This is a genomic window from Streptomyces silvae, assembly GCF_016745505.1.
GTDB classification, from domain to species: domain Bacteria; phylum Actinomycetota; class Actinomycetes; order Streptomycetales; family Streptomycetaceae; genus Streptomyces; species Streptomyces silvae.
In genome coordinates, this window is sequence record NZ_JAERUC010000168.1 from 1 (window position 1) to 21,232 (window position 21,232).

The 21,232-nt window shown below is 73.3% G+C and carries 22 protein-coding genes; 9 read left to right on the forward strand and 13 right to left on the reverse strand.

Going from position 1 to position 21,232, the window contains the following annotated elements; all coding sequences use genetic code 11:
• Positions 1-73: 73 nt before the first annotated feature.
• Complete coding sequence (locus JKV81_RS26260) at positions 74-943, forward strand: ATP-grasp domain-containing protein (RefSeq protein WP_202078084.1); 870 nt, start codon at positions 74-76, stop codon at positions 941-943.
• Positions 944-1,021: 78 nt separating this feature from the next.
• Here the strand turns inward: JKV81_RS26260 and JKV81_RS26265 are convergent, their stop codons facing one another.
• Complete coding sequence (locus tag JKV81_RS26265) at positions 1,022-1,507, reverse strand: rhodanese-like domain-containing protein (protein ID WP_202078086.1); 486 nt, start codon at positions 1,505-1,507, stop codon at positions 1,022-1,024.
• Positions 1,508-1,600: 93 nt separating this feature from the next.
• Here JKV81_RS26265 and JKV81_RS26270 point away from each other — a divergent pair, with 93 nt between their 5' ends.
• A complete protein-coding gene (locus tag JKV81_RS26270; protein ID WP_129261068.1) occupies positions 1,601-2,047 on the forward strand; it encodes an Lrp/AsnC family transcriptional regulator in 447 nt (148 codons plus the stop codon).
• Here the strand turns inward: JKV81_RS26270 and JKV81_RS26275 are convergent.
• The 3 genes from JKV81_RS26275 to JKV81_RS26285 form a co-directional block, all read right to left on the reverse strand.
• Positions 2,037-5,123: an AAA family ATPase gene (locus JKV81_RS26275; RefSeq protein ID WP_202078088.1), complete on the reverse strand. Its 3,087-nt coding sequence runs from the start codon at positions 5,121-5,123 to the stop codon at positions 2,037-2,039. The genes JKV81_RS26270 and JKV81_RS26275 overlap by 11 nt on opposite strands.
• Entirely contained in the window at positions 5,120-6,286 is a 1,167-nt protein-coding gene (locus tag JKV81_RS26280) for an exonuclease SbcCD subunit D (protein ID WP_202078090.1), read from the reverse strand. Before JKV81_RS26280 ends, JKV81_RS26275 begins: the two co-directional genes overlap by 4 nt.
• 283 nt (positions 6,287-6,569) lie before the next feature.
• A complete protein-coding gene (locus JKV81_RS26285) occupies positions 6,570-7,205 on the reverse strand; it encodes a YigZ family protein (protein WP_124278276.1) in 636 nt (211 codons plus the stop codon).
• 82 nt (positions 7,206-7,287) lie between these two features.
• On the opposite strand from JKV81_RS26285, the gene JKV81_RS26290 reads away from it, so the two are divergent.
• Positions 7,288-7,704 carry a CoA-binding protein gene (locus tag JKV81_RS26290; protein WP_202078092.1) on the forward strand — a complete coding sequence of 139 codons (417 nt, stop codon included), beginning with the start codon at positions 7,288-7,290 and terminating at the stop codon, positions 7,702-7,704.
• Positions 7,705-7,854: 150 nt separating this feature from the next.
• Positions 7,855-8,664, forward strand: a complete 810-nt coding sequence (locus JKV81_RS26295; RefSeq protein WP_202078094.1) for an AAC(3) family N-acetyltransferase — start codon at positions 7,855-7,857, stop codon at positions 8,662-8,664.
• A gap of 147 nt (positions 8,665-8,811) precedes the next feature.
• On the opposite strand, the gene JKV81_RS26300 is transcribed toward JKV81_RS26295, so the two are convergent.
• Positions 8,812-9,366 (reverse strand): YbaK/EbsC family protein, encoded by a 555-nt coding sequence (locus JKV81_RS26300; protein WP_202078096.1) that lies wholly within the window; start codon positions 9,364-9,366, stop codon positions 8,812-8,814.
• Between the two features lie 31 nt (positions 9,367-9,397).
• Entirely contained in the window at positions 9,398-9,982 is a 585-nt protein-coding gene (locus JKV81_RS26305) for a helix-turn-helix domain-containing protein (RefSeq protein ID WP_129261080.1), read from the reverse strand.
• Positions 9,983-10,075: 93 nt separating this feature from the next.
• On the opposite strand from JKV81_RS26305, the gene JKV81_RS26310 reads away from it, so the two are divergent.
• Positions 10,076-10,942, forward strand: coding sequence for an EamA family transporter (locus JKV81_RS26310; protein WP_129261082.1), 867 nt, complete (start codon positions 10,076-10,078; stop codon positions 10,940-10,942).
• A gap of 35 nt (positions 10,943-10,977) precedes the next feature.
• Here the strand turns inward: JKV81_RS26310 and JKV81_RS26315 are convergent, their stop codons facing one another.
• Entirely contained in the window at positions 10,978-11,730 is a 753-nt protein-coding gene (locus JKV81_RS26315; protein ID WP_129261084.1) for an acyltransferase, read from the reverse strand.
• A 160-nt stretch (positions 11,731-11,890) separates the two neighbouring features.
• Here JKV81_RS26315 and JKV81_RS26320 point away from each other — a divergent pair, with 160 nt between their 5' ends.
• Entirely contained in the window at positions 11,891-12,424 is a 534-nt protein-coding gene (locus JKV81_RS26320) for a gamma carbonic anhydrase family protein (protein ID WP_202078097.1), read from the forward strand.
• A 120-nt stretch (positions 12,425-12,544) separates the two neighbouring features.
• Here the strand turns inward: JKV81_RS26320 and JKV81_RS26325 are convergent, their stop codons facing one another.
• Together JKV81_RS26325 and JKV81_RS26330 are read right to left on the reverse strand one after the other, a co-directional pair.
• Positions 12,545-13,207, reverse strand: coding sequence for a DedA family protein (locus tag JKV81_RS26325; RefSeq protein WP_129261088.1), 663 nt, complete (start codon positions 13,205-13,207; stop codon positions 12,545-12,547).
• Between the two features lie 130 nt (positions 13,208-13,337).
• Complete coding sequence (locus JKV81_RS26330; RefSeq protein WP_124278888.1) at positions 13,338-13,775, reverse strand: DUF4442 domain-containing protein; 438 nt, start codon at positions 13,773-13,775, stop codon at positions 13,338-13,340.
• A 109-nt stretch (positions 13,776-13,884) separates the two neighbouring features.
• On the opposite strand from JKV81_RS26330, the gene JKV81_RS26335 reads away from it, so the two are divergent.
• Both JKV81_RS26335 and JKV81_RS26340 read left to right on the forward strand, forming a co-directional pair.
• On the forward strand, positions 13,885-14,916 hold the full coding sequence (locus tag JKV81_RS26335; protein WP_124278267.1) for a DUF8017 domain-containing protein: 1,032 nt from the start codon (positions 13,885-13,887) through the stop codon (positions 14,914-14,916).
• A 67-nt stretch (positions 14,917-14,983) separates the two neighbouring features.
• A complete protein-coding gene (locus JKV81_RS26340; RefSeq protein ID WP_129261090.1) occupies positions 14,984-16,294 on the forward strand; it encodes an MFS transporter in 1,311 nt (436 codons plus the stop codon).
• Here JKV81_RS26340 and JKV81_RS26345 read toward each other — a convergent pair.
• From JKV81_RS26345 to JKV81_RS26360, 4 genes are all read right to left on the reverse strand, one after another.
• Positions 16,256-17,101, reverse strand: coding sequence for a spermidine synthase (locus JKV81_RS26345; RefSeq protein ID WP_129261092.1), 846 nt, complete (start codon positions 17,099-17,101; stop codon positions 16,256-16,258). The genes JKV81_RS26340 and JKV81_RS26345 overlap by 39 nt on opposite strands.
• Before the next feature lie 40 nt (positions 17,102-17,141).
• Positions 17,142-17,993, reverse strand: a complete 852-nt coding sequence (locus JKV81_RS26350; protein ID WP_129261094.1) for a patatin-like phospholipase family protein — start codon at positions 17,991-17,993, stop codon at positions 17,142-17,144.
• Positions 17,994-18,061: 68 nt separating this feature from the next.
• Positions 18,062-19,231 (reverse strand): elongation factor Tu, encoded by a 1,170-nt coding sequence (gene tuf / locus JKV81_RS26355; RefSeq protein ID WP_202078099.1) that lies wholly within the window; start codon positions 19,229-19,231, stop codon positions 18,062-18,064.
• Between the two features lie 315 nt (positions 19,232-19,546).
• Positions 19,547-20,266, reverse strand: a complete 720-nt coding sequence (locus JKV81_RS26360; protein WP_202078101.1) for a DNA alkylation repair protein — start codon at positions 20,264-20,266, stop codon at positions 19,547-19,549.
• 49 nt (positions 20,267-20,315) lie between these two features.
• On the opposite strand from JKV81_RS26360, the gene JKV81_RS26365 reads away from it, so the two are divergent.
• Positions 20,316-21,062 (forward strand): TVP38/TMEM64 family protein, encoded by a 747-nt coding sequence (locus JKV81_RS26365; protein WP_129261098.1) that lies wholly within the window; start codon positions 20,316-20,318, stop codon positions 21,060-21,062.
• Positions 21,063-21,232 lie beyond the last annotated feature (170 nt).

Genomic DNA, 21,232 nt, shown 5'->3' on the forward strand with positions numbered 1-21,232 from the left:
GCCGGTGCCCGGCCCCCGCACGCCCCCGTCCCCCTTGTTCCGCCCCGTCGACGGTCCGAAGGACGGTCCCCGCATGACTCCGCCCGGCTTCCTGTTCTGCTCCGACCCCCTGGGGCCGCGCCGCCCGGACCCCGGGTTCGCCGAGGAGGCGGCCGCGGCACGGCGCGCGGGTGCGCGGGCCGGGCTGATCGACCACGACGCGCTCCTGGCCGGGGACACGGAGACCGCCGTCGGCCGGGTCCGGAGGGACTCCGGGCCGTACTGGTACCGGGGCTGGATGATTCCGCCCGACCGCTACGCGGATCTGGAGCGCGCCCTCCTCGCCCGTGGCTGCTCGCTGCTCACCGGTTCCTCCGCGTACCGCACCGCGCATGAACTCCCCGGCTGGTACGAGGCGTTCGCCCAGCTCACCCCGCGCAGCGTCTGGCGTGCCCTGTCCGTGGGTGAGGCGCTGCCCGATCCCTCCGTGTGGTCGGACCTCGCCGGGGACCTCGGTCCGGGCCCGGGCATCGTCAAGGACTTCGTGAAGTCCCGTAAGCACGAATGGCACGAGGCGTGCTTCGTGCCGGAGCTGAGCGAACCGGAGCGGCTCACGGGCGTCGTCGGCCGGTTCCTCGAACTTCAGGGGGAGTTCCTCGCCGGCGGGGTGGTGCTGCGCGCGTACGAGCCGTTCGTGCCGGGCGGGGAGGCACGGGTCTGGTGGGTGGACGGCGAGCCGGTGCGGGTGACAGCACATCCGGACACGCCCGGCCTGGTCCCGGCGCCCGCGCTCGACGCCGTCGGCGAAGCGGTGCGCACACTCGGCTGCCGGTGGGTGACCACGGACATGGCGCTGCGGGAGGACGGGGTGTGGCGGGTGGTGGAGGTCGGTGACGGGCAGGTCAGCGGACTGCCCGCGGGCGACGACTGCGAGAGCCTGTTCGGCGCGCTCCTCGGCGGGTGACCGATCCCCCTGCTCGGCGCGCTCCTCGGAGAGTGAACAGCCGCTGCCCTGCGCACGCCTGGACCGGGGGCCCGCCTTTCAGCAGCCGCAGTCGTCGGCGTCCACCGGCGCGGTGAGCGGATCGGCGGGGCGCCGCCGCGGCCCCTCCCCGGTCTCGAAGGCGAATCCCTCCCGCACCCAGTACTCGAATCCGCCGAGCATCTCCTTGACCTGGTACCCGAGTTCGGCGAGAGCCAGGGCGGCCCGGGTCGCTCCGTTGCAGCCCGGCCCCCAGCAGTACGTGACGACGGGAACCGCCGGGTCGAGGAGTCCGGCGGCCTGCTCCGCGACCAGGGCGGTCGGCAGGTGCACCGCACCCGGGACGTGCCCCTGGTCCCAGGACGCGGTGGACCGGGAGTCCAGTACGACGAATCCGGGGTCATCGCCGGACTCCAGGGCGGTGGCCACATCGGACACGTCCGCATGGAACGCCAGCGACGCGCCGAAGTAGGCGACTGCCGCCGCCGGGGAGGCGGGTGGGACACGCAGGACGGGGTTGCCGGTGGTGCGGGTCTGTGAGGTCATGGCCAGAAATCTACGGCCGCTCCACGACCATCGGAAGCAGTGATCCCCGGCACATCGCTTGATCCGCAGGGGATTCCCCTGTTGCCTGCTCCCATGACCGACTATTCCCCGGATGCCACGGACTGGCGCATCCTCGACGTCCTGCAACGCGACGGACGCGTGAGCTTCGCCGACCTGGCCCGCGCCGTGGCGATGTCCCCGAGCGCCGTCACAGAACGCGTGCGCCGCCTGGAGGAGCTGGGGGTGATCAGCGGATACGCCGCGGTGGTGGACCCGGAGCGGCTGGGCCTGCCGATCCTCGCCCTCGTACGGCTGCGCTACCCGAACGGCAACTACAAGCCGTTCCACGATCTGACGGACACGACGCCGGAGATCGTGGAGGCGCACCATGTGACCGGGGACGACTGCTTCGTCCTGAAGGTGACCGCGAGGTCGATGCGCCACCTGGAGGAGGTCACGGGACGGATCGGCGCGCTCGGCTCCGTGACCACCAGCGTCGTCTACTCCTCGCCCCTCCCCCGGCGGGCGATCAGCCGCTGAGCACGTCGGCCGCGCGGTGGACGACCGCCGACCCGTGCCGCTCCTTGACCACCTCCAGCTGGGCGGGGATACGGCGGCGCAGGTCGGCCACGTGGCTGACGATGCCGACGCTGCGGTCGCGTTCGCGCAGCGAGTCCAGGACGTCGAGCACCTCGTCCAGCGTCTGGTCGTCCAGGCTGCCGAAGCCCTCGTCGATGAAGAGCGTGTCCAGGCGTACGCCGCCCGCCTCGTCCGTCACCACGTCGGCGAGGCCGAGTGCCAGGGCGAGCGAGGCGAAGAAGGTCTCCCCGCCTGACAGTGTGGCCGTGTCGCGCTCCCGGCCGGTCCAGGAGTCGACGACGTGCAGCCCGAGCCCCGACCTGCGGCCCCCGCTGCGCTCGTCGGAGTGGACCAGCGTGTAACGGCCCGCCGACATCCGCTGGAGCCGGGCCGTCGCCGCAGCGGCCACCTGTTCGAGGCGCGCCGCCAGCACGTACGACTCCAGGCGCATCCTGCGCTCGTTGTCCGCGGAGGTGCCCGCGGTCAGCCCGGCGAGACGGGCCACCCTCTCGTACTCCTGGCGCAGCGGGCCCAGGGCACGCACCTCCTCCTCGGCACGGCGGGAGAGCCGGCCGAGTTCGGCGTCACGCTCCTGCGCTGCGGCATGCCCGGCGGAGCTGTCGCGCAGGGCCGTCACGGACCGGTCGTACGCCTCCTGGGCGGCCTCCGGTGTGGCGGCGGGGCGGTCGGCGGCGGCCCGGGCGTCCTCCTCGGCGAGCCGGTCGGCGACCGTCGCGGCCTCCGTCTGCCAGGCGTCGATCCGGTGCTGGAGCTCCCGCTGGGCGGTGTCGTCGAGGAGCTTCGCCGCGGCGGCCTGCGGGGTGGCGAATCCGGCCCGGAAGGCGGCGTCGGCCAGCCTGCCGTCGGCCTCCTTGAGGCGCTCGGCAGCGTCCTGCTCTGCGCGGAGCGCCTCGGCGGCCTCCGCCACCGCCCCCGCACGGCGCTCCAGCAGCCCGGCACGCTCGGCCACGGAGGCGCAGCCGCCCCGGGCCTTCGCCAACTCTGCTTCCAGGGCTGCCTGTTCACGGTCGAACGTCTCCCGCAGCGAGGTGCGGGCGGCCGCTCGCCGCTCGGCCTGCTGCCGGTCGTCGAGGCGGCCGAGGTGCTCACGCTCGGCGGCGGCCAGCGCCTCCCTCGCCGCGTGCGTTCCCGCGGCCAGGCGGTGCGCGTCCTGGTGCTCCCGGGCCAGGCGGTCGACGACCGCCCGCAGTGCGGGCACGGAGGCGGAGTCCCGGTCCGCTTCCGTCGCTTCGCGGGCGCCCGTCGCGTCCGACGGTTCCGGGGCGCCGGTCGCGTCCTGCGGGGCCGCCGCCTCCGCCCGCGCCGCGGCGAGGCGTTCGCGCAGGACTCCGAGCTCGCTCTCCGCCTCCGCACGGGCCCGGTCGGCCCGCTGGTGGGCGGCGAGCGCGGCCTCCTCGGTGGCGCGGTCCACATGGCCGGCCTCGGCGCGGGCGGGCGCGGGGTGCTCCGCCGAGCCGCACACCGTACAGGCCACGCCGTCGACGAGCCGGCCTGCGAGTTCCGCCGCGATCCCGCGCAGACGCTGCTCCCGTAGCGTCAGCCATGTCTCGCGCGCGTCCAGCGCACGCTCACGGGCGGCGGTCAGCGCTGCCGACGCCGTCTCCTCCTGCGCACCGAGGGCGTCGCGGCGGCGTGCCGCCTCCAGCCTCCTGCGCGCCGGTTCGAGCCGGCCGGCCAGCTGCTCCGCGAGGGTCGCGGCCTCCTGCGCGGTCTCGACGCGTTCTCTGAGGGCCCGGTGGGTGGCGTCCCAGCCGGCCAGCCACTCCGCCGCCTCCTGGATCAGTTCGTCGTCGGAACGGGACTGCCGCTCCAGGCCGGACCGTTCGGCGTCGATCTCACGGCTGCGCCGTTCGGCCCGGCGTGCGGCGTCGAGCGCGCCCAGCTCCGCCCGCAGGCCGCGCTCCTCGCCGGCCAGTTGCTCGTAGCCCGCTCCGGCCAGCTCGGGGGGCAGCCCGGCGTGGGACCGTTCGCGGGCCGCGACTGCCGTGCGGTGGGCCCGCTCGGCCTCGTCGCGCAGGTCGAGCGCCGGGGCGACGAGGTCCGCCTTGCGCGCGCGGGTCAGCTGCTCGTGGCAGCGGTCGCGTTCCGCGCGGCGCTCCTCCAGCCCCTCGGCGCGGCGGCGGGTCTCCTCGTAGCGCTGCTGGAGGCGGGCGAGTTCACGCTCGGCTTCGAGTGCGTGGCGTGCGGCGGTGCTCCGCTCCTCGGCGCCGGCCAGGACGCACCGGGCGATGTCGAGCCGTTCACGGGCTCCGCCGCGCGCGACGGCGGCCCACTGAAGGACCCCCTCGGCGAGGCCGGGTTCACCCGGGCGCTCCTCGGGCGGTGCCGCCTCGTCGGCGGCCGGACCGGCCGCCTGGGCGATGCGCTGGGCCAGGGCGAGGATCTGCTCGTCCCCCGCCTTGACCCGGGCCTCGGCCGACCGGCGCAGTTCGGCCAGGCGCTCCTCGACGGCCGCGAAACGGCGGGTGTCGAAGAGCCGGCCGAGCAGCTTTCCGCGCGCCTCGGCGTCGGCACGCAGGAAACGCGCGAAGTCGCCCTGCGGCAGGAGCACCACCTGGCAGAACTGGTCGCGGCTCATCCCGATGAGCCCGCCGATCTCCTCCCCGATCTCCTGATGCGAGCGGCTGAGCGCCTTCCAGCCGTGCTCGGGGTCGTACTCGCGCAGCCAGCTCTGCGCCTTCTCGGTCGTGAAGCCGCCGCCCCGCTTCTTGGGGCGGGGCTGGGCGGGCCGCCTGGTGACCTCCAGGCGCCGCCCCCCGACGGTCAGTTCCAGGCGCACCTCGGTCGGGCGGTCCACGGGGGCGTGGTCACTGCGCAGGGAGGTGCCGGGGCTCTGCCGGGCGCCGGGCACCGCCCCGTACAGGCCGTAGCAGACGGCGTCGAGCACGGAGGTCTTGCCCGCGCCGGTGGGACCGTGCAGCAGGAAGATCCCCGCCGAGGACAGGGCGTCGAAGTCGACTTCCTGCGGGGCGCCGAAGGGGCCGAAGGCGGTCAGGGTCAGCTTGTGCAGTCTCAATGGGACACCTCGTCGACTCCGTCGCTCACCCGTACGTCGTCGAAGACGGCGCGCAGCACCGTCCGCTCCTGTGCGCTGGGGCCGTTTCCGCCGCGTACATGGGCCACGAAGTCCTCCGCCACCTGGTGGTCGTCACGTCCCTCCAGCCGCTGGGCGTACGAAGCGGAGGGGTCCTGCGGGGAACGCTCCGGGTCGAAGACCAGGCTGAGGGTGTGCGGGAAGCGCTCGGTGAGGCGGGCCATCGGCTCGTCCGGCCGCGCCAGGTCGGTGAGGGTGGCCTCCACCCAGGACTCCCGGTGCCGTTCAAGCGCCGGGTCCTCCAGGAGCGTGCCGAGGTGCCCGCGGAGCCGTACGAGCGGGCGCGGCACCGGGCAGTCGACGCGCTCCGCGGCCACCTCTCCCCCGGGCCCCAGGTCGATCAGCCACATCGTCTTGCGGTGCGTGTGCTCGGAGAAGGAGTACGCCAGCGGGGAGCCCGAGTAGCGCACGCGCTCCGTCACCGTCTGGCAGCCGTGCAGATGACCGAGCGCCACGTAGTCGACGCCGGCGAAGACTCCCGCGGGGACGGCGGCGACCCCGCCGACGGTGATGTCGCGCTCGCTGTCGCTGGGTTCGCCGCCCGCCACGAAGGCGTGGGCGAGGACCACGGAGCGGGTGCCGTCCGGGCGGGCGGCGAGATCGGCCCGCACCTGGTCCATGGCCGCGGTGAGCACTGCTTCGTGGCTCGTTCGCGGGGCGCCGAGGCTGTCCCTGACGAGGGCCGGTTCCAGGTAGGGCAGCCCGTAGAACGCCACATCGCCCTGCGCGTCGTGCAGGACGACCGGCGTGGCGCACGCGCCGGGGTCGGTACGCAGATGGATCCCGGCCCCTGCGATCAGCCCGGCGCCCACGCCGAGCCTGCGGGCCGAATCGTGGTTTCCGGAGATCATGACGGTCGGTACCCCGGCGGCGGCGAGCCGGTGCAGCGCGTCGTCGAAGAGCTGGACGGCCGCCAGCGGCGGCACCGCCCGGTCGTAGACGTCACCGGCCACGACGACCACGTCGACGGCGTGTTCGCGCACGGTCCTGACGAGGTGGTCGAGGTAGGCGGCCTGGGCGTCGAGCAGGGATACGCGGTGGAACGACCGCCCCAGATGCCAGTCCGAGGTGTGCAGGATCCTCATGACGCCGCTCCGGCCGACGCCGCTCCGGCCGACGTCACTCCGGCTGACATCCCTCCGGCCGACGCCGGTCCGACCGGTATCCCCTCGGCCGACGTCACCCCCGCGGACACCACTCCGACCGGCATTGCTCGGGCTGACGTCACCCCGACCGGCATCACTGCGACGGCTCCGACCTGCATGTTCCACTTCCTCCGCCCCCGGGACCGGACCGGTCCGGCCCACCGCCCGCCGCGGAGTCCCACGGCCGGCCCGACCACGCTAATGCCGCGCGGCCCCGGATCCCTCATCCGCCCTGTACATCCCCGTACGCCTCGCCGCCCAGTTCGAGCGTCGCGGAACCCGCCGTGGCATCGGCCAGCCAGGCCCTGAAGCTCTCGACATCGGCGTCCGGCAGCCCGATCGCGATGGTGACCGCCTCCGCGTAGGTCACCTCGTGGACCGCACGACCGGTGGCCCGCAGATCGTTCTCCAGTTTGCCCGCGCGCTGGTGGTCCACGGTGACGGTCGCGAGGCGGAACCGGCGGCGGGTGGTCGTGCCGAGCGCGTCGAGCGCCTCGCCGACCGCACCTCCGTACGCCCGGATCAGTCCGCCCGCGCCGAGCTTGACGCCGCCGAAGTAGCGGGTGACGACGGCGACCGCGTACCGCACCTCCCTGCGCATGAGCATCTGGAGCATGGGGACGCCGGCCGTCCCGCCGGGCTCCCCGTCGTCACTGGCCTTCTGCACGGAGGCGTCGGCGCCGATGACGTAGGCGAAGCAGTTGTGGTTGGCGGTGGGGTGCTCCTTGCGGACACGCGCGATGAACTCCTGCGCCTCCTGCTCGGTGGCGGCGGGGGCGAGCGCGCAGAGGAAACGCGATCGGCTGATCTCGGTCTCGTGCACACCCGCGCGGGCGACTGTCCGGTACTGCTCCTGCATCGGTCCACCCTATGCGCCGGTCCGTCCCGCACTTTCACCCTCCCGTGGGGAATGGTGCGGGCGGACCGGCCGTTGTCCGGGCATGTACGCAGACGATGAGACGGTTCGCAGGATCCTCCAGGACACGGGCGACACCTGGGCGGTGGTCGGCCTGTCCATCAACCGTTCCCGCGCGGCCTACGGGGTGGCGGAGGTCCTCCAGCGCTTCGGCAAGCGCGTGGTGCCCGTCCACCCGAAGGCGGAGCCGGTCCACGGCGAACAGGGGTACGCCTCGCTGGCGGACATACCCTTCCCGGTCGACGTGGTGGACGTCTTCGTCAACAGCGATCTTGCGGGCGCTGTCGCCGACGAGGCGGTGGCGATCGGCGCGAAGGCCGTCTGGTTCCAGCTGGGCGTGATCGACGAGGAGGCCTACGGGCGCACGCGTCAGGCCGGTCTCGACATGGTCATGGACCGCTGCCCGGCGATCGAGATACCCCGCCTGGACGCCCGCCGCTGACCGTCGCCACCTGCGCCGCCACACCTCCGGGACGCCTCCGAGACACCTCCGAGCCCGCCACCGCGTCGCCTCCGCGCTGCCTTCACCGGGTCGCGCCGCGTCCCGCCGTGCCCGGAGGCGTGGTGTCGCGGACGGCCTCCGGCGGGGAGAATGCCCGCTGTGACACGGCATCTCCTCCTCCGAGACGGACGCGTCGCCACCCAGCTGTACGAGCTGGGCGTGCGGCGGGGTGGCGTTCTGCTGGTGCACGCCTCGATGCGCTCGGCGGGCGGCGACGCCGGAAGTATGGCCGACGCACTGCGCCAGGCCGTGGGCCCGGCGGGGACGCTGGTCGTGCCCGCCTTCACCCCGGAGAATTCGGACACCTCGCGCGCCTATCTGGACCGTGTCCGGGGTCTGAGTGACGAGGCCCGCGCCGAGGTGCGTGCGTCGATGCCCGCTTTCGACCCGGCGACGTCTCCCGCGCCTGCCATGGGCACGCTCGCCGAGACGGTGCGGCTGACTCCGGGCGCGCTGCGCAGCGCCCACCCCCAGACCTCGTTCGCCGCACTCGGCCCGGCGGCCGCGGAGCTGCTCTCGGGCCACCGGCAGGACTGCCACCTGGGCGAGGGCTCCCCCCTCGCCCGGCTGTACGAGGCCGACGCCCAGGTCCTGCTGCTGGGCACGGGCTTCGACAGGTGCACCGCCTTCCACCTCGGTGAGTACCGCCGCCCCGCACCGCCCCGCCGCCGCTACCGCTGTGTGGTGGCCTCGGGGGGCGGGCGCCGCTGGTGGGAGTACGAGGACATCGCCCTCGACGACAGCGACTTCGCCGCCCTCGGGGCCGACTTCGCCCGTGCGCGGGCCGGAGCGGTCGGCACCGGCCGGGTGGCGGCGGCGCCGAGCCGGCTGTTCCGCCTCCGCCAGGCCGTGGACTTCGCCACGGAGTGGCTCGGGGAGCACCGGCCCGGCGGCTGCTGAGCGTTCCGCCTCTGCGGAGCGTCCGGCCGGGCCACGGTCCCTCGGAGGCCCGTTCAGCGATGCCGGTACCGCGGGTCCCGATTCCGTGGGTACCGACTCCGCGGGTAATGGTGCCGCAGGGGCCGGGTCCCCGGCGGCCACCCGTCCTCAGACCCCGAGGCCCTCCAGCACGGTCGCTCCCGGCAGCGCCGCCAGCGCCTTGCCCGGGACGATCAGCTTGCCGCGCCGGCTGCCGCTGCCGATGAGGACCCATTCCTGGTCCACCACGGCGGGGTCGATCAGGAGGGGCCAGGACGCCGGGAGGCCGATCGGGGTGATCCCTCCGTACTCCATGCCCGTCTCGCTGACGGCCACGTCCATCGGGGCGAAGGACGCCTTACGGGTCCCGAGGTGCCTGCGCACCACCCCGTTCACGTCGACGCGGGTGCGCGACAGCACCACGCATGCCGCCAGGGTGGTCTCGCCGCCGCGCTTGCCGGCGACGACCACGCAGTTGGCCGAGGTGTCGAGGAGTTCGGGGCCGTAGTGCTCGGTGAAGACAGCCGTGTCGGCGATCTCGGGGTCGGTGTCGACGTGGACGACCGACTCGGCGGGGATGCCGCCCCAGCCGGCCTCCACCGCCTTCGCGACGGGCGGGGTGAGCAGTTCCAGCCGGCCGGCGGCAGGAGAGGCATCGCTGAAGATGTCCAGGAGAGCGCGCATACCACTCACGCTAACAGCCCCCGGGAGCCGCTCATTTGCCCTCACGGCGGACCGGCGGGATGGAGACCGCCATGGTCAGCTCCATGGGCTCGGACCCGTCGTTGCGGTAGCTGTGCGGCACATGGGCCTCGAACGTCGCGGAGGTACCGGCGGGCACGGTGTGGGCCTCGCCGTCGACGATCAGGGTCAGTTCACCCGTCGTGACGTGGAGGAGCTCGACCGTTCCTTCGGGGTGCGGATCCGAGGCGCTGCTGTCGCCGGGCATCAGATGCCAGGACCAGAGTTCGATCGGCCCCCTGGCCTCCGTGCCCACCAGCAGCGTGGTCGAGCTCCCCGCCTCCGTCGACCACATGCGCACCGCCTGGCTCTCGGGCACCAGCCGCACCTGGGAGCCCTGCTCGTAGTCGAGCAGCGTGGTGATGCTGATGCCCAGCGCGTCCGCGAGCTTCACGGTCGTGCCGACGCTCGGGTTCGTACGGGCCTGCTCGATCTGGATGATCATGCCGCGGCTGACCCCCGCTCGGGCCGCGAGAGCGTCCAGGGTGAAGCCGCGCTCGCCCCGCCAGCGCTTGAGGTTGCGGGCGAGCGACTGGGTGAGCTGATCGAGGTCAGACACATTCCGTCCAATATTCTGGATGACAGAGTCGAAAATACTGCACTACGGTGTGGTGCACCCACCCGACCACCGCACTGTACTGCGAGGCACCCGATGACAGCACTGTTCGCCCTGGCCACGAGCCTGATGTGGGGCCTGGCGGACTTCGGCGGCGGGCTGCTGACCCGGCGCATGCCCGCTCTCACGGTGGTGGTCGCGTCGCAGTGCATCGCCGCCGTGGTCCTCGGGACCGTGGTGCTCGCGACCGGTGGCTGGAGCGAGGCCGGCCCCCGCCTCTGGTTCGCGGTCGCGGCGGGAGCGGTCGGCCCGGTCGCGATGCTGAGCTTCTACAAGGCCCTGGCGCTGGGCCCGATGGGGGTCGTCTCGCCGCTGGGCTCCCTCGGCGTGGCTGTCCCGGTGGGCGTGGGACTGCTCGTCGGCGAGCGGCCCGGACTGCCGCGGTTCGCCGGGGTCGCGGTCGCCGTCGCGGGGATCGTCCTGGCCGGCGGACCGCAGCTGCGCGGCGCGCCGGTGCAGCGCCAGGCGGTCGTGCTGACCCTGCTGGCAGCCTTCGGCTTCGGCGCCGTGATGGCGCTGATCTCGGAGGCGTCCACCACGGTGACCGGACTCTTCCTCGCCCTCTTCGTCCAGCGGGTCACCAACATCGCGGTCGGTGGGACGGCCCTGTACGTCTCGGTGCGCCGGGGCGGCTCGGCGCTCCCCGAGGAGGGCGGCATCGGTGTCGTACGCGCAGCGCTGCCCGCGCTGGCCTTCGTCGGCCTCGCCGATGTCGCCGCCAACGGCACGTACGCGCTCGCCGCCCAGCACGGCCCGGTCACCGTGGCCGCCGTCCTCGCCTCGACGTATCCGGTGGTGACGGCGCTGACGGCGCGGGGCGTGCTCGGCGAGCGGCTGCGCGGCGTCCAGGCGGCGGGCGCCGGCCTGGCTCTGCTCGGAACGCTTCTGCTGGCGACGGGCTGAGGGGAGGGACCTGCGGGCGAACGGGCCGGCCGGAGTCAGGCCCCCTCGGCCGCGTCCTCCAGCAGCAGCGCCACGGCTGCGAGCTGCTCGGGCGTGACCCCCTCGGGGATCGGCACGGGCGCGGGGGTACGCAGCGGCGGCTGCCAGCCCTTCTCCGGATCCCAGCTCCGCACCACCTTGGCCGGGGCGCCGGCCACCACCGCGTGGTCGGGGACCTCGCCGCGTACGACCGCCCCCGCCGCGACCACGACGTTGCGGCCGAGCCTGGCACCCGGGAGGATCACCGCTCCGGTGCCGATCCAGCAGCCCGGCCCGATCTCGACCGGCTCCATGCGCGGCCACTGCTTGCCGACCGGCTCGTGCGGGTCGTCGTAACTGTGGTTGGTGGAGGTGATGTAGACGTACGGGCCGCAGTAGGTGTCCGAGCCGATCGACACCGTGGTGTCGGCGATGACGTGGCTGCCCCGGCCCAGCACCACCCCGTTGCCCAGGGTCAGGACGGTCTCCGAGCCCAGGTCCAGATCGGGCATCAGGCCGGCCGTGAGCGTGACCTGTTCCCCGATGATGCAGTGGTCGCCCAGCTCGATCCACGGCTCCCCGAAGACGGTGCCCTGCGGGAAGGCGAGCCGGGTGCCCGTACCGATACGGCGGAAGCGGAGCCGGCCGGGGTGCTGCGCGGTGACCGCGCCGGTCTCCTGCACCCAGGCCCAGACGCGGTGGACGACGCGGGACATGACACCGCGCCGCCGGAGGGCCAGGGAGGAGAACGAGTTGCGGTTCTTCGGCACCCGCTCACGGTAGTCGGACCGGCCGGAGCGGGTCCCCGCGACGAGCTGTGATGTTCACCCCACCTGCCCGGCACTCCGGGACCGTCCATTACGGTTCGTGCGGACGCCGAACGCGGAACAACGAGGGCCCGAGGCCACCCACCCACCGGAGGAACAGACGATGGCAGCGCAGGCATTGGTCACCGGTATCGGCGGCAAGGAGCCGGACATCGATCCGGACGCCTTCGTCGCGCCGACCTCCGTCGTCGTCGGCGAGGTCTCGATGGCCGCCGGCTCCAGCCTCTGGTACCACGCCGTGCTGCGCGCCGACTGCGGCCCGATCTCCCTCGGCCCCGACAGCAACATCCAGGACAACTGCAGCGTGCACACCGATCCGGGCTTCCCGCTGACGGTGGGCGCCCGGGTCTCGGTCGGCCACAACGCCGTGCTCCACGGCTGCGTCATCGAGGACGACGTCCTGGTCGGCATGGGCGCCACCGTGCTCAACGGCGCGCACATCGGAGCGGGCTCGCTGATCGCGGCCCAGGCCCTCGTGCCGCAGGGGATGCGCGTGCCGCCGGGGTCCCTCGTCGCCGGGGTGCCCGCCAAGGTGAAGCGGGAGCTGACCGCCGAGGAGCGTGAGGGCATCGCCTTCAACGCGGCCGGTTACGTGGAGCTGGCGAAGGCCCACCGTGAGGCACACCAGGAGGACTGACGTCCCACGGGCCGTACGGAGCGGGCTCCGGGCGGACGTCGTACGGAGCGGGCCCCGGGCGGACGTCGTACGGGGCCCTCACGATCAGCCGGGCCCGTACGGAGTCGGGGCCCCGCCGGTTCAGTCGGCCGCGGGGACCACGTCGGGCTCGGACGCCGGCACCGGGCCCTCGGCCTGTTCCGCGGCCTTCTTGGCCCGGTTCTTCAGCACCAGCATCGAGACCAGGCCGATCAGCACGGCGGCGAGCAGCCCCAGCCACGAGAAGCGCTTGAGCCACGCCTCGGCGACGACGCCCACCGAGTAGATGACGGCGGTGGTACCGCCGGCCCAGACGATCCCGCCGAGCACGTTGGCGATGAGGAACTTCCAGTACGGCATGCGCAGGACGCCGGCCAGCGGCCCCGCGAAGATCCGCAGCAGCGCGACGAAGCGGCCGAAGAAGACCGCCCACATGCCCCACTTCTCGAACGACCGCTCCGCCAGGGCGATCTGGGGTGCCCCGAAGTGCTTGGGGAACTTCCCGCCGAGCCAGGCCAGCAGGGGGCGTCCACCCTTGCGGCCGATGGCGTAGCCGATGGAGTCACCGATGATCGCTCCGGCCGACGCGCAGGCGCCGAGCACCACGGGATCGATGTCGCCGTGCTGGGAGGCGAGCAGCGCCGAACTCACGAGGATGATCTCGCCCGGCAGGGGGATACCCAGACTCTCGAGTCCGATGACGACCCCCACCAGGAGGTAAATGCTGACCGCGGGGACGGTCTCGAGCCACTCCTGGACGTGCAACGCGGGTCCTTCCCGTAAGAGATCTGGCGGCCGCGCACCACGTGAGGTGCACGGCGGGCAGCCTACCGGGCCGGACGGCCGGAGCGGCCGCCGCGGCCCCCGGAGCGGGGCGCGCGGGGCCGGGTGCGGGTCAGCGGTTCGGACGCAGCGTCCAGACGACGCTCATCTCGCTGGTGACGGCGCCGTCGGCGCGGCGGATCTCGACGGCCACGGGAAACTCCGGGCGCTTGCCCTCGTCCAGCTCGGCCACCACCTCGGCCGCCGGGCGGCCCAGCACCGCCGTCGCGGTGAGTTCGCCCATGGCAACCTTCTTGAAGGACATCTCCGTGGTGACGGGCAGCGGAACGGCGCGGGCCATCTGGTCGCCGAACGCGGCGACGACGATCGCGCCGCTCGCCGACTCGGCGAGCGTGAACATCGCTCCGGCGTGGGGTCCGCCGAGGTGGTTGTGGTACTCGGCGCGGTCGGGGAGCGAGAGGACGGCGCGCTCCGCGGTCGTCTCGAGGTACGTGATGCCGAGGGTCCGGACCATCGGGACGCTCGCGGACAGGATGTCGCCGACTGTCATCTCTTCAGTGCTCATGGCGGCGATGTTACTAGCGGGTAGCAGTCTTTGACCATCCCCTCACAGGGGCGCCCGTAGCAGCGCACGCCCCGCCCCTCTATGGTTACTGGCCATGTGGCCAGGACAGCAGCCGCCCGGGGGCGAGCAGAACCCGCAGGACCAGAACCAGAACCCGTACCAGCAGCCGGGGTACCAACAGCCGAATCCCTATCAGCAGCCGGGATATCAGCAGCAGGGTCAGCCGGGCTACCCGCAGCCCAACCCGTACCAGCAGCCCACGGTGCCGCAGTACGCCGTACCGGGCGGGCCCGGCGGTCCGCAGCCGGACGACAAGAAGAAGACGACGATCGTCGCCGTCGTCGCGGCCGCGGTGGTCGTCGTCGCGGCGGTCGTCACCGGTGTCGTGGTCATGAACAAGGACGACGACAAGGGCGGCTCGGACGTCGCCGAGGGCAAGGCGTCCTCGTCCCCGTCGGCGAAGGCCTCCGAGTCCTCGTCCGCCCCGGCGGCGAACCCGCGGGGCGGTGAGGACGCCGCGCCGACGGTTCCGGGCTGGAAGGTCGTGACCAACCCCAAGTGGGGCACGCAGTTCGACGTGCCCGGCGACTGGGAGGTCTCGGGCACCGGCGTGATCTCGGGCTTCGAGGACGTGAAGGACCCCACGGGCCCGCCGGCGGTCGGCTTCTCCGCTCCCGCGCACCTCAAGACCAAATGGTGCAGCGACGACTCGGACAAGGACGGCAAGCAGGAGGACACCAGCCTGGCCGGTGTCGGCACCAAGGGTGCGCAGGGCGCCAAGAGCACGGACCAGGCGGCGACGAACGAGGCCGCGAACTGGGTCTGGGCCGCCTACGCGCAGGAGGACCCGAAGGACAAGGTCAAGATCGGCAAGCCCAAGCCGTACACGACCGAGTCGGGCCTCTCGGGCAGCGTCGTCACGGCCACCGCGACCGGACTGGCCAACAAGAACAAGTGCGACACCGACGGCAAGTCGATCGCGTTCACCTTCAAGAACGGCAAGGGCGAGTACTCGTCCTGGATCCTCTACGCCAACGCCGGCGTCGACGACGAACTCCCGGACGCCACCATCCAGAAGATCCTCAGCACGGTGCGTCTGGCGGAGAGCGCGGACACCACGTCCTGAGCCTCCGGGGCACCCGGCCGGGACCGTCCATTTGGCGGGAGGGGGCCGGGGCGGGGATAGTCCCTGGGTGACTTCCGCCGCCTCCTCCCCCTCGCCGGACCTCCGCCCCCTGCCGGCGGGCCGCAATTTCGGTCTTCTGACCGCCGCCGCGATCATCACGAGCCTGGGCACCAACGGCGCGCTGATCGCGGCGGCGTTCGCGGTTCTGGAGTCGGGCGGCGACGCGGGCGAGGTCGGCCTGGTCGCCGCCGCGCGTACGGCGCCACTGGTGCTCTTCCTGCTGATCGGCGGCGCGGTCGCGGACCGGCTGCCGCGTCACCGGGTGATGGTGGCCGCGAACACGCTCAACTGCGTCTCCCAGGCGGTCTTCGCCTGGCTGGTGCTCACGGGCGGCGCCGAGCTGTGGCACATGATGCTGCTGACGGCGCTCTGCGGCACCGGGCAGGCCTTCTTCGGCCCGGCCTCCGAGGGCATGCTGATGTCCAGCGTCAGCGGTGAACAGGCGGCCCGCGCCTTCGCCTTCTTCCGGATGTCGATGCACGGCGCGGCCATCGGCGGCGCGGCGCTCGGCGGCGCCATGATCGCGGCCATGGACCCGGGCTGGGTGCTGGCGGTCGACGCCGCCGCGTTCGCCGTCGCGGGCGCGCTCCGGGCCTTCCTCGACGTGAGCCACATCCCCGCGCGCGCACCGGGTGGCGGGCTGCTCGCCGATCTCCGGGACGGCTGGCACGAGGTCGTCGGACGCCCCTGGCTCTGGGCCGTCGTGCTGCAGTTCTCCGTGGTCGTGGCCGTCGTCGGGGCCGCCGAGGCGGTGTACGGGCCGCTGGTGGCGCGGGACGAGCTCGGAGGCGCCCGGCCCTGGGGATTCGCCCTGGCGGCGTTCGGGGTCGGCACGCTGGGCGGGGCGCTGCTGATGATGCGGTGGAAGCCCCGGCGGCTGCTGCTGGCAGGGACGCTCTGCGTGTTCCCGCTGGCCCTGCCGTCCGCGGGGCTCGCGATTCCGCTGCCGGTGGCCGGCCTCTGCGCGGTGATGTTCGTGACGGGTGTCTCCATCGAGGTCTTCGGGGTCTCCTGGATGACGGCCCTGCACCAGGAGATCCCCGAGGAGAAGCTGTCGCGGGTGGCGGCGTACGACTGGTTCGGCTCGGTCGCGATGGTGCCGCTGGCCACGGCGGCGGCCGGCCCGGTGGAGACGCTCGTCGGGCGCGGCGCGGCCCTGTGGGGCTGTGCCGGTCTGATCGTGCTCGTGACGGCGGGTGTGCTGTTCGTCCCGGATGTACGGAATCTGACGCGCCGCAGCACGGTGGCGAAGGTCAGCGTCCCGGAGCAGGCCCGGTCGTCAGCCGATACTGAAGGCTCCGTCGGGGGGCTCGGGTGAGGCCACGGCCTCGCTGTCCCGCACGGGCTTCGCGCCACGCATGAACCGGGCCAGCCCGGCACCGTGCTCGACCCGCGCGGGGAACGCGTCGGCGGCGCAGAGCCGGGTGAGCGGTCCGATGTCGAGCGGGGCGCGGGAGGCGAGCAGCACGGCGTTGCCGAAGCGCCGGCCGCGCAGGACGGCAGGCTCGGCGATCAGGGCCAGCTCGTCGAACACCTCGGCGAAGTTGGCCAGTTGCGAGCGCAGGAAGGTGAAGGGGGCGCTGTCGGCCAGGTTGGCCGCGTAGACGCCGCCCGTCCGCAGGACGCGTCCGGCGGCCCGCGCGTACTCCACGGAGGCCAGATGGGCGGGCACCCGTGCGCCACCGAAGACATCGGCGATCAGGAGGTCGGCCGAACCCTCCGGTGCGTCTTCGAGCAGGCCCCGGGCATCGGCGCCGTGCACGGTGACACCGGCCCCGGCGGGCAGCGGCAGATGTTCATGGACCAGGTCGACGAGCCCCCGGTCCGCCTCCGCCACGTCCTGCCGCGAGCCGGGGCGGGTCGCGGCGACGTAGCGGGGCAGTGTGAGGGCGCCGCCGCCGAGATGCAGCACGTCCAGCGGTGCTCCCGGCGCGCCGGCCCGGTCCACGACATGGCCGAGCCTCCGTACGTACTCGAACTCCAGGTGCTCCGGCTCGTCGAGGTCGACGTACGACTGCGGGGCGCCGTCGACCGTGAGCAGCCAGGCCCGGTCCCGGTCGACGTCGGGCAGCAGCCTGGCGGTGCCGCGGTCGGTGTCGCGGATGACGGGTATGGGCTCGTTCACTCCCCCATTGTGACGGCAGCCGGACCCCCACCCCGCCGGATCAGCCGTTCCACACCGCGGCGACCGCCTCGGTGTGGGCGGCGGACTGCGCGAGTCCGGCCCTGGCCGCCGCGGCCCGCCGTGCGGGGTCCAGGGAGTTGCGGCCGATGGCCTTACGGGTCGCGGCGTCCGGGGTGATGACCTCGACACGGGCGCCCGCGGCCTCCAGTTCGGCGGCCTGCGCGCGGGGCGAGACGATCACCTTGTTGCCACTGGCGGTGGGGGCGATCACGACGACGCGTTCGTAGCCGGAGGCGAGCTGGGCGTTGGCCGGGGAGTGCACACCCCCGTCGATCCAGCTCCCGCCCCCCGCGCCGACCACGGGCCAGACCGCGGGGACGGCGCAGCTCGCGGTGACCGCGTCGGTGAGCGCGACCGTGCCGGTCCGGTCGAAGGTGTGCAGGGCGCCGGTCGTCGCGTCCACGGCGGTGATCAGCAGGTGCCGCTCGGGCCATTCGGGCGACGGGAGCCGGCTCGCGATCGCCTCGCGCCGTTCGGCGGCGGTCGCTCCGGGCCGGCTGTCGCGGGCCAGGGCGCCCAGCTTGCGTCCGTACTCGTCGGGCGTTCGGGAGGAGAGCACCGCTCTCGCGTACCGCAGGACGGTGACGGGGCCGAGCCGGGCCGCCGCTCCCTTCTCGCTCTCCGGTTCGGCGAGCTGCCGCTCGTAGAGGTCGCCGATCGCGACGAGTCCGGACGCGAGCTGCGCCCCGACGATGGCCCCCGCCGAACTGCCGACGATCAGGTCGGCGGTGGAGAGGTCGACGCCCGCCTTGGCGAGGCCGTGCAGGATGCCGGTTTCCCAGGCGGTGCCGGTGACGCCTCCGGCACCCAGTACGAGAGCTGTGTCTGCCATGGCCCCCAGTCTGCTGCACCGCGCGCGGCCCGCCTCCCCGGGGTGGGGTGGCGGGCCGCGCCCGGCCCTCAGAGCAGACCGGTGACCGTGCCGGCGCCGACCGTGCGGCCGCCCTCGCGGATCGCGAAGCCGAGGCCCGACTCCAGCGGCACGTCACGGCCGAGCTCCACGGTCATGGTGACCGTCTCGCCGGGCCGCGCCACCGCCGCCTCACCGAGGTCGACGTCCCCGACGACGTCCGCCGTACGGATGTAGAACTGCGGCCGGTAGCCCGTGGTGACCGGCGTGGTCCGGCCTCCCTCCCGGCCCGACAGGACGTAGACCTGCGCGGTGAAGCGCCGGCTCGGGGTGACGCTGCCGGGCGCCGCCACCACATGGCCGCGGCGGACCCGGTCACGCTCGACCCCGCGCAGCAGCAGCGCGACGTTGTCGCCGGCCTCCGCGGACTCCATCGGCTTCCCGAAGGTCTCCAGACCGGTGACGACCGTCTCGACGTCCGCCCCGAGGACCGACACGCGGTCCCCCACCCGCACCGTGCCGCGCTCCATGGCGCCGGTGACGACGGTGCCGCGGCCCGTGATGGTGAGCACGTTCTCCACGGACAGGAGGAACGGCGCGTCGGTGTAGCGCACCGGCATCGGCACGTACGTGTCGACCGCGTCCAGCAGCCCCTCGATCGACGCGGTCCAGCGCGGGTCGCCCTGGAGCGCGCCGAGGCCCGACACCCGTACGACGGGCACCGTGTCCCCGCCGTACCCGTGCGCGGTCAGCAGCTCGCGGACCTCCAGCTCGACGAGGTCGGTCAGCTCGGGGTCGCCCGCGTCGGCCTTGTTCAGGGCGACGACGATGTGGTCGACGCCGACCTGACGGGCCAGCAGGACGTGCTCCGCGGTCTGCGGCATGATCCCGTCCAGCGCGGACACGACGAGGATCGCCCCGTCGAGCTGCGCCGCGCCGGTGACCATGTTCTTGATGTAGTCGGCGTGGCCGGGCATGTCGACGTGGGCGTAGTGCCGGGTGTCGGTCTCGTACTCGACGTGCGCGATGTTGATGGTGATGCCGCGCTGCGCCTCCTCGGGGGCCCGGTCGATCCGGTCGAACGGCACGAAGGTGCCGGTGCCGCGGTCGCTGAGCACCTTGGTGATGGCGGCGGTCAGGGTGGTCTTGCCGTGGTCGACGTGGCCCATGGTGCCGATGTTGAGGTGCGGCTTGGTGCGTACGTATGCCGTCTTGGGCATGGCTCGTCCTTGGAATTCGAAGCTGAGAGAAGAAGACCCCAGGGCCCCGCCGACCCTCCCCTTACGGGGTCCGCCGGACTGTCGGGGGAGGGTCAGCTTCGGGCGCCGCCGAAGGGCGCTGCGGCAGCGGCGAACGCTGCGTCAGTTGCTGCTGCGGCTGCGACCGCAGGGCTCACGGCAGCCTTCGGCGCGTCCGCGACTGCGGACTGCGCTGCGAGGAAGGCGTACCGGAACATGTCTCCGATCATGGCGGAGCGGCGGGATGCCGTCGAATGGTTTTCCGGCGCGGACGCCACCGGCGCAGCGGGCCCCGGTTCAGCCGATGTTCTTGAGCGCCTCGCGCACGGAGAGCGGTGACAGGCGGTCCCGGGCTCCGTCGACGAAGCCGCGTACGGCCTCCGGGTCGGTCTTCGCGTACTCCCGCAGGGCCCAGCCGATCGCCTTGCGGAGGAAGAAGTCGGGGTGGTCCGCGCGGAGCAGGCAGTAGCGGAAGAGCCGTTCGGCGTCCGTCCGCTCCTTGTAGCGCAGTTGGTGGAGCAGCGCCGTACGGGCGATCCAGACGCTGTCGTCCTCGATCCACCGGTCCATCACCGTCCCGAGCCCGGGATCGGCGCTCACGAGCGGCCCGGCGACATGGGCGGCGAGCAGGTCGACGGTGTCCCACCAGGGCACGGTGCCGGCGAGATGGCGCAGGACCGGCACGAATCCGGACGAACAGCGGGCCACGTGGCGCCGCAGGTAGTCGGCCGCGAAGTACTGGTACTCGCGCTCCGGCAACTCCCAGCAGCGCAGGGCGATCGCGGTGCAGTCGCCCTCGTCCGGCCGCCCGGTACCCGCGAGGACCTCCCGGGAGACCAGCCGTCGCCGCGGCGTCGGGATTCCCAGGAAGGGGGCGACGTTCTTCATGTACGCCGCGGCTCCGGCCGCCCGTACGGGGTCCGCCACCTGCGGATACAGCGTGGTGAGCCGGGAGAGGACGGTGTCGGCGAGCGCGCTCTCGGGTGCCACGGGGGCAGGGGGTGCCGGTGGACTCATGGGGTGCACATTACGGCGATCACACACATGTTTCGGTTACGCTCCCCAGATGTTCGACCCCGTCCCCGCAACACGGCCCTCCGGTGGCCTCGCAGTGCGCTGTACGAGGGCGCTGCTCTCCCCCTGGTCCCGGTTCTCCCTGCTCGTGGCCATGCTCCTGGCCGCGGCCACCACGATGCTGCTGTTCGAACCACAGCGGTTGCTGGCCTCCGGCTGGCCACCCCAACTCACCGGCTCCGCCGCGGCGATGCTGTTCGGGCTCGCGTACGGCGTGTGCACCGTGGCCTTCGTGCCACGCCCGCTGCTCAACCTGGCCGCCGGGGCGCTCTTCGGCGCGCAGGCCGGACTCGCGGCGGCCCTCGCCGGAACGGTCCTGGGTGCCGGAGTCTCCTTCCTGCTCGGCAGAGTGCTGGGACAGGACGCGCTCCGTACGCTCCTGCGCGGCAAGTACCTGAAGGCGGCGGACGGACTGCTGAGCCGGCACGGGTTCCGGTCCATGCTGGCGCTGCGGCTCTTCCCCGGGGTGCCGTTCGCCGCGGCCAACTACTGTGCGGCGACCTCCCGTATGGGCTATCCGCCGTTCCTGCTGGCCACCGGGCTCGGCTCCATCCCGAACACGGCCGCGTACGTCATCGCGGGCAGCTCGGCCTCCTCCCCGACCTCGCCGGTGTTCCTGGCCGCGATGGGCTTCATCGTGCTGTCCGGCGCGGGTGCGGCCCTGGTGGCCTGGCGCAGGCGGCACCGGCTCGGCGGTACGGGCGGCGCGGCGGCGCCGGAGGCGGGCGGCACGGCGTAGCCAGGGGCAGGCGGGAGTCTGTTCACCTGTAGGCGATACGCTGCGCGCAACCGACAGAGGATGTCCGGGGCCGTGGCGTCCCGTCCCCTTTTCTGACCGCATCCGCACGCCGCCGACGGCCCTCGCGTCCGTCGGCCGTTGCATGAGTACCTCCGGGATGGCCTAAGCCC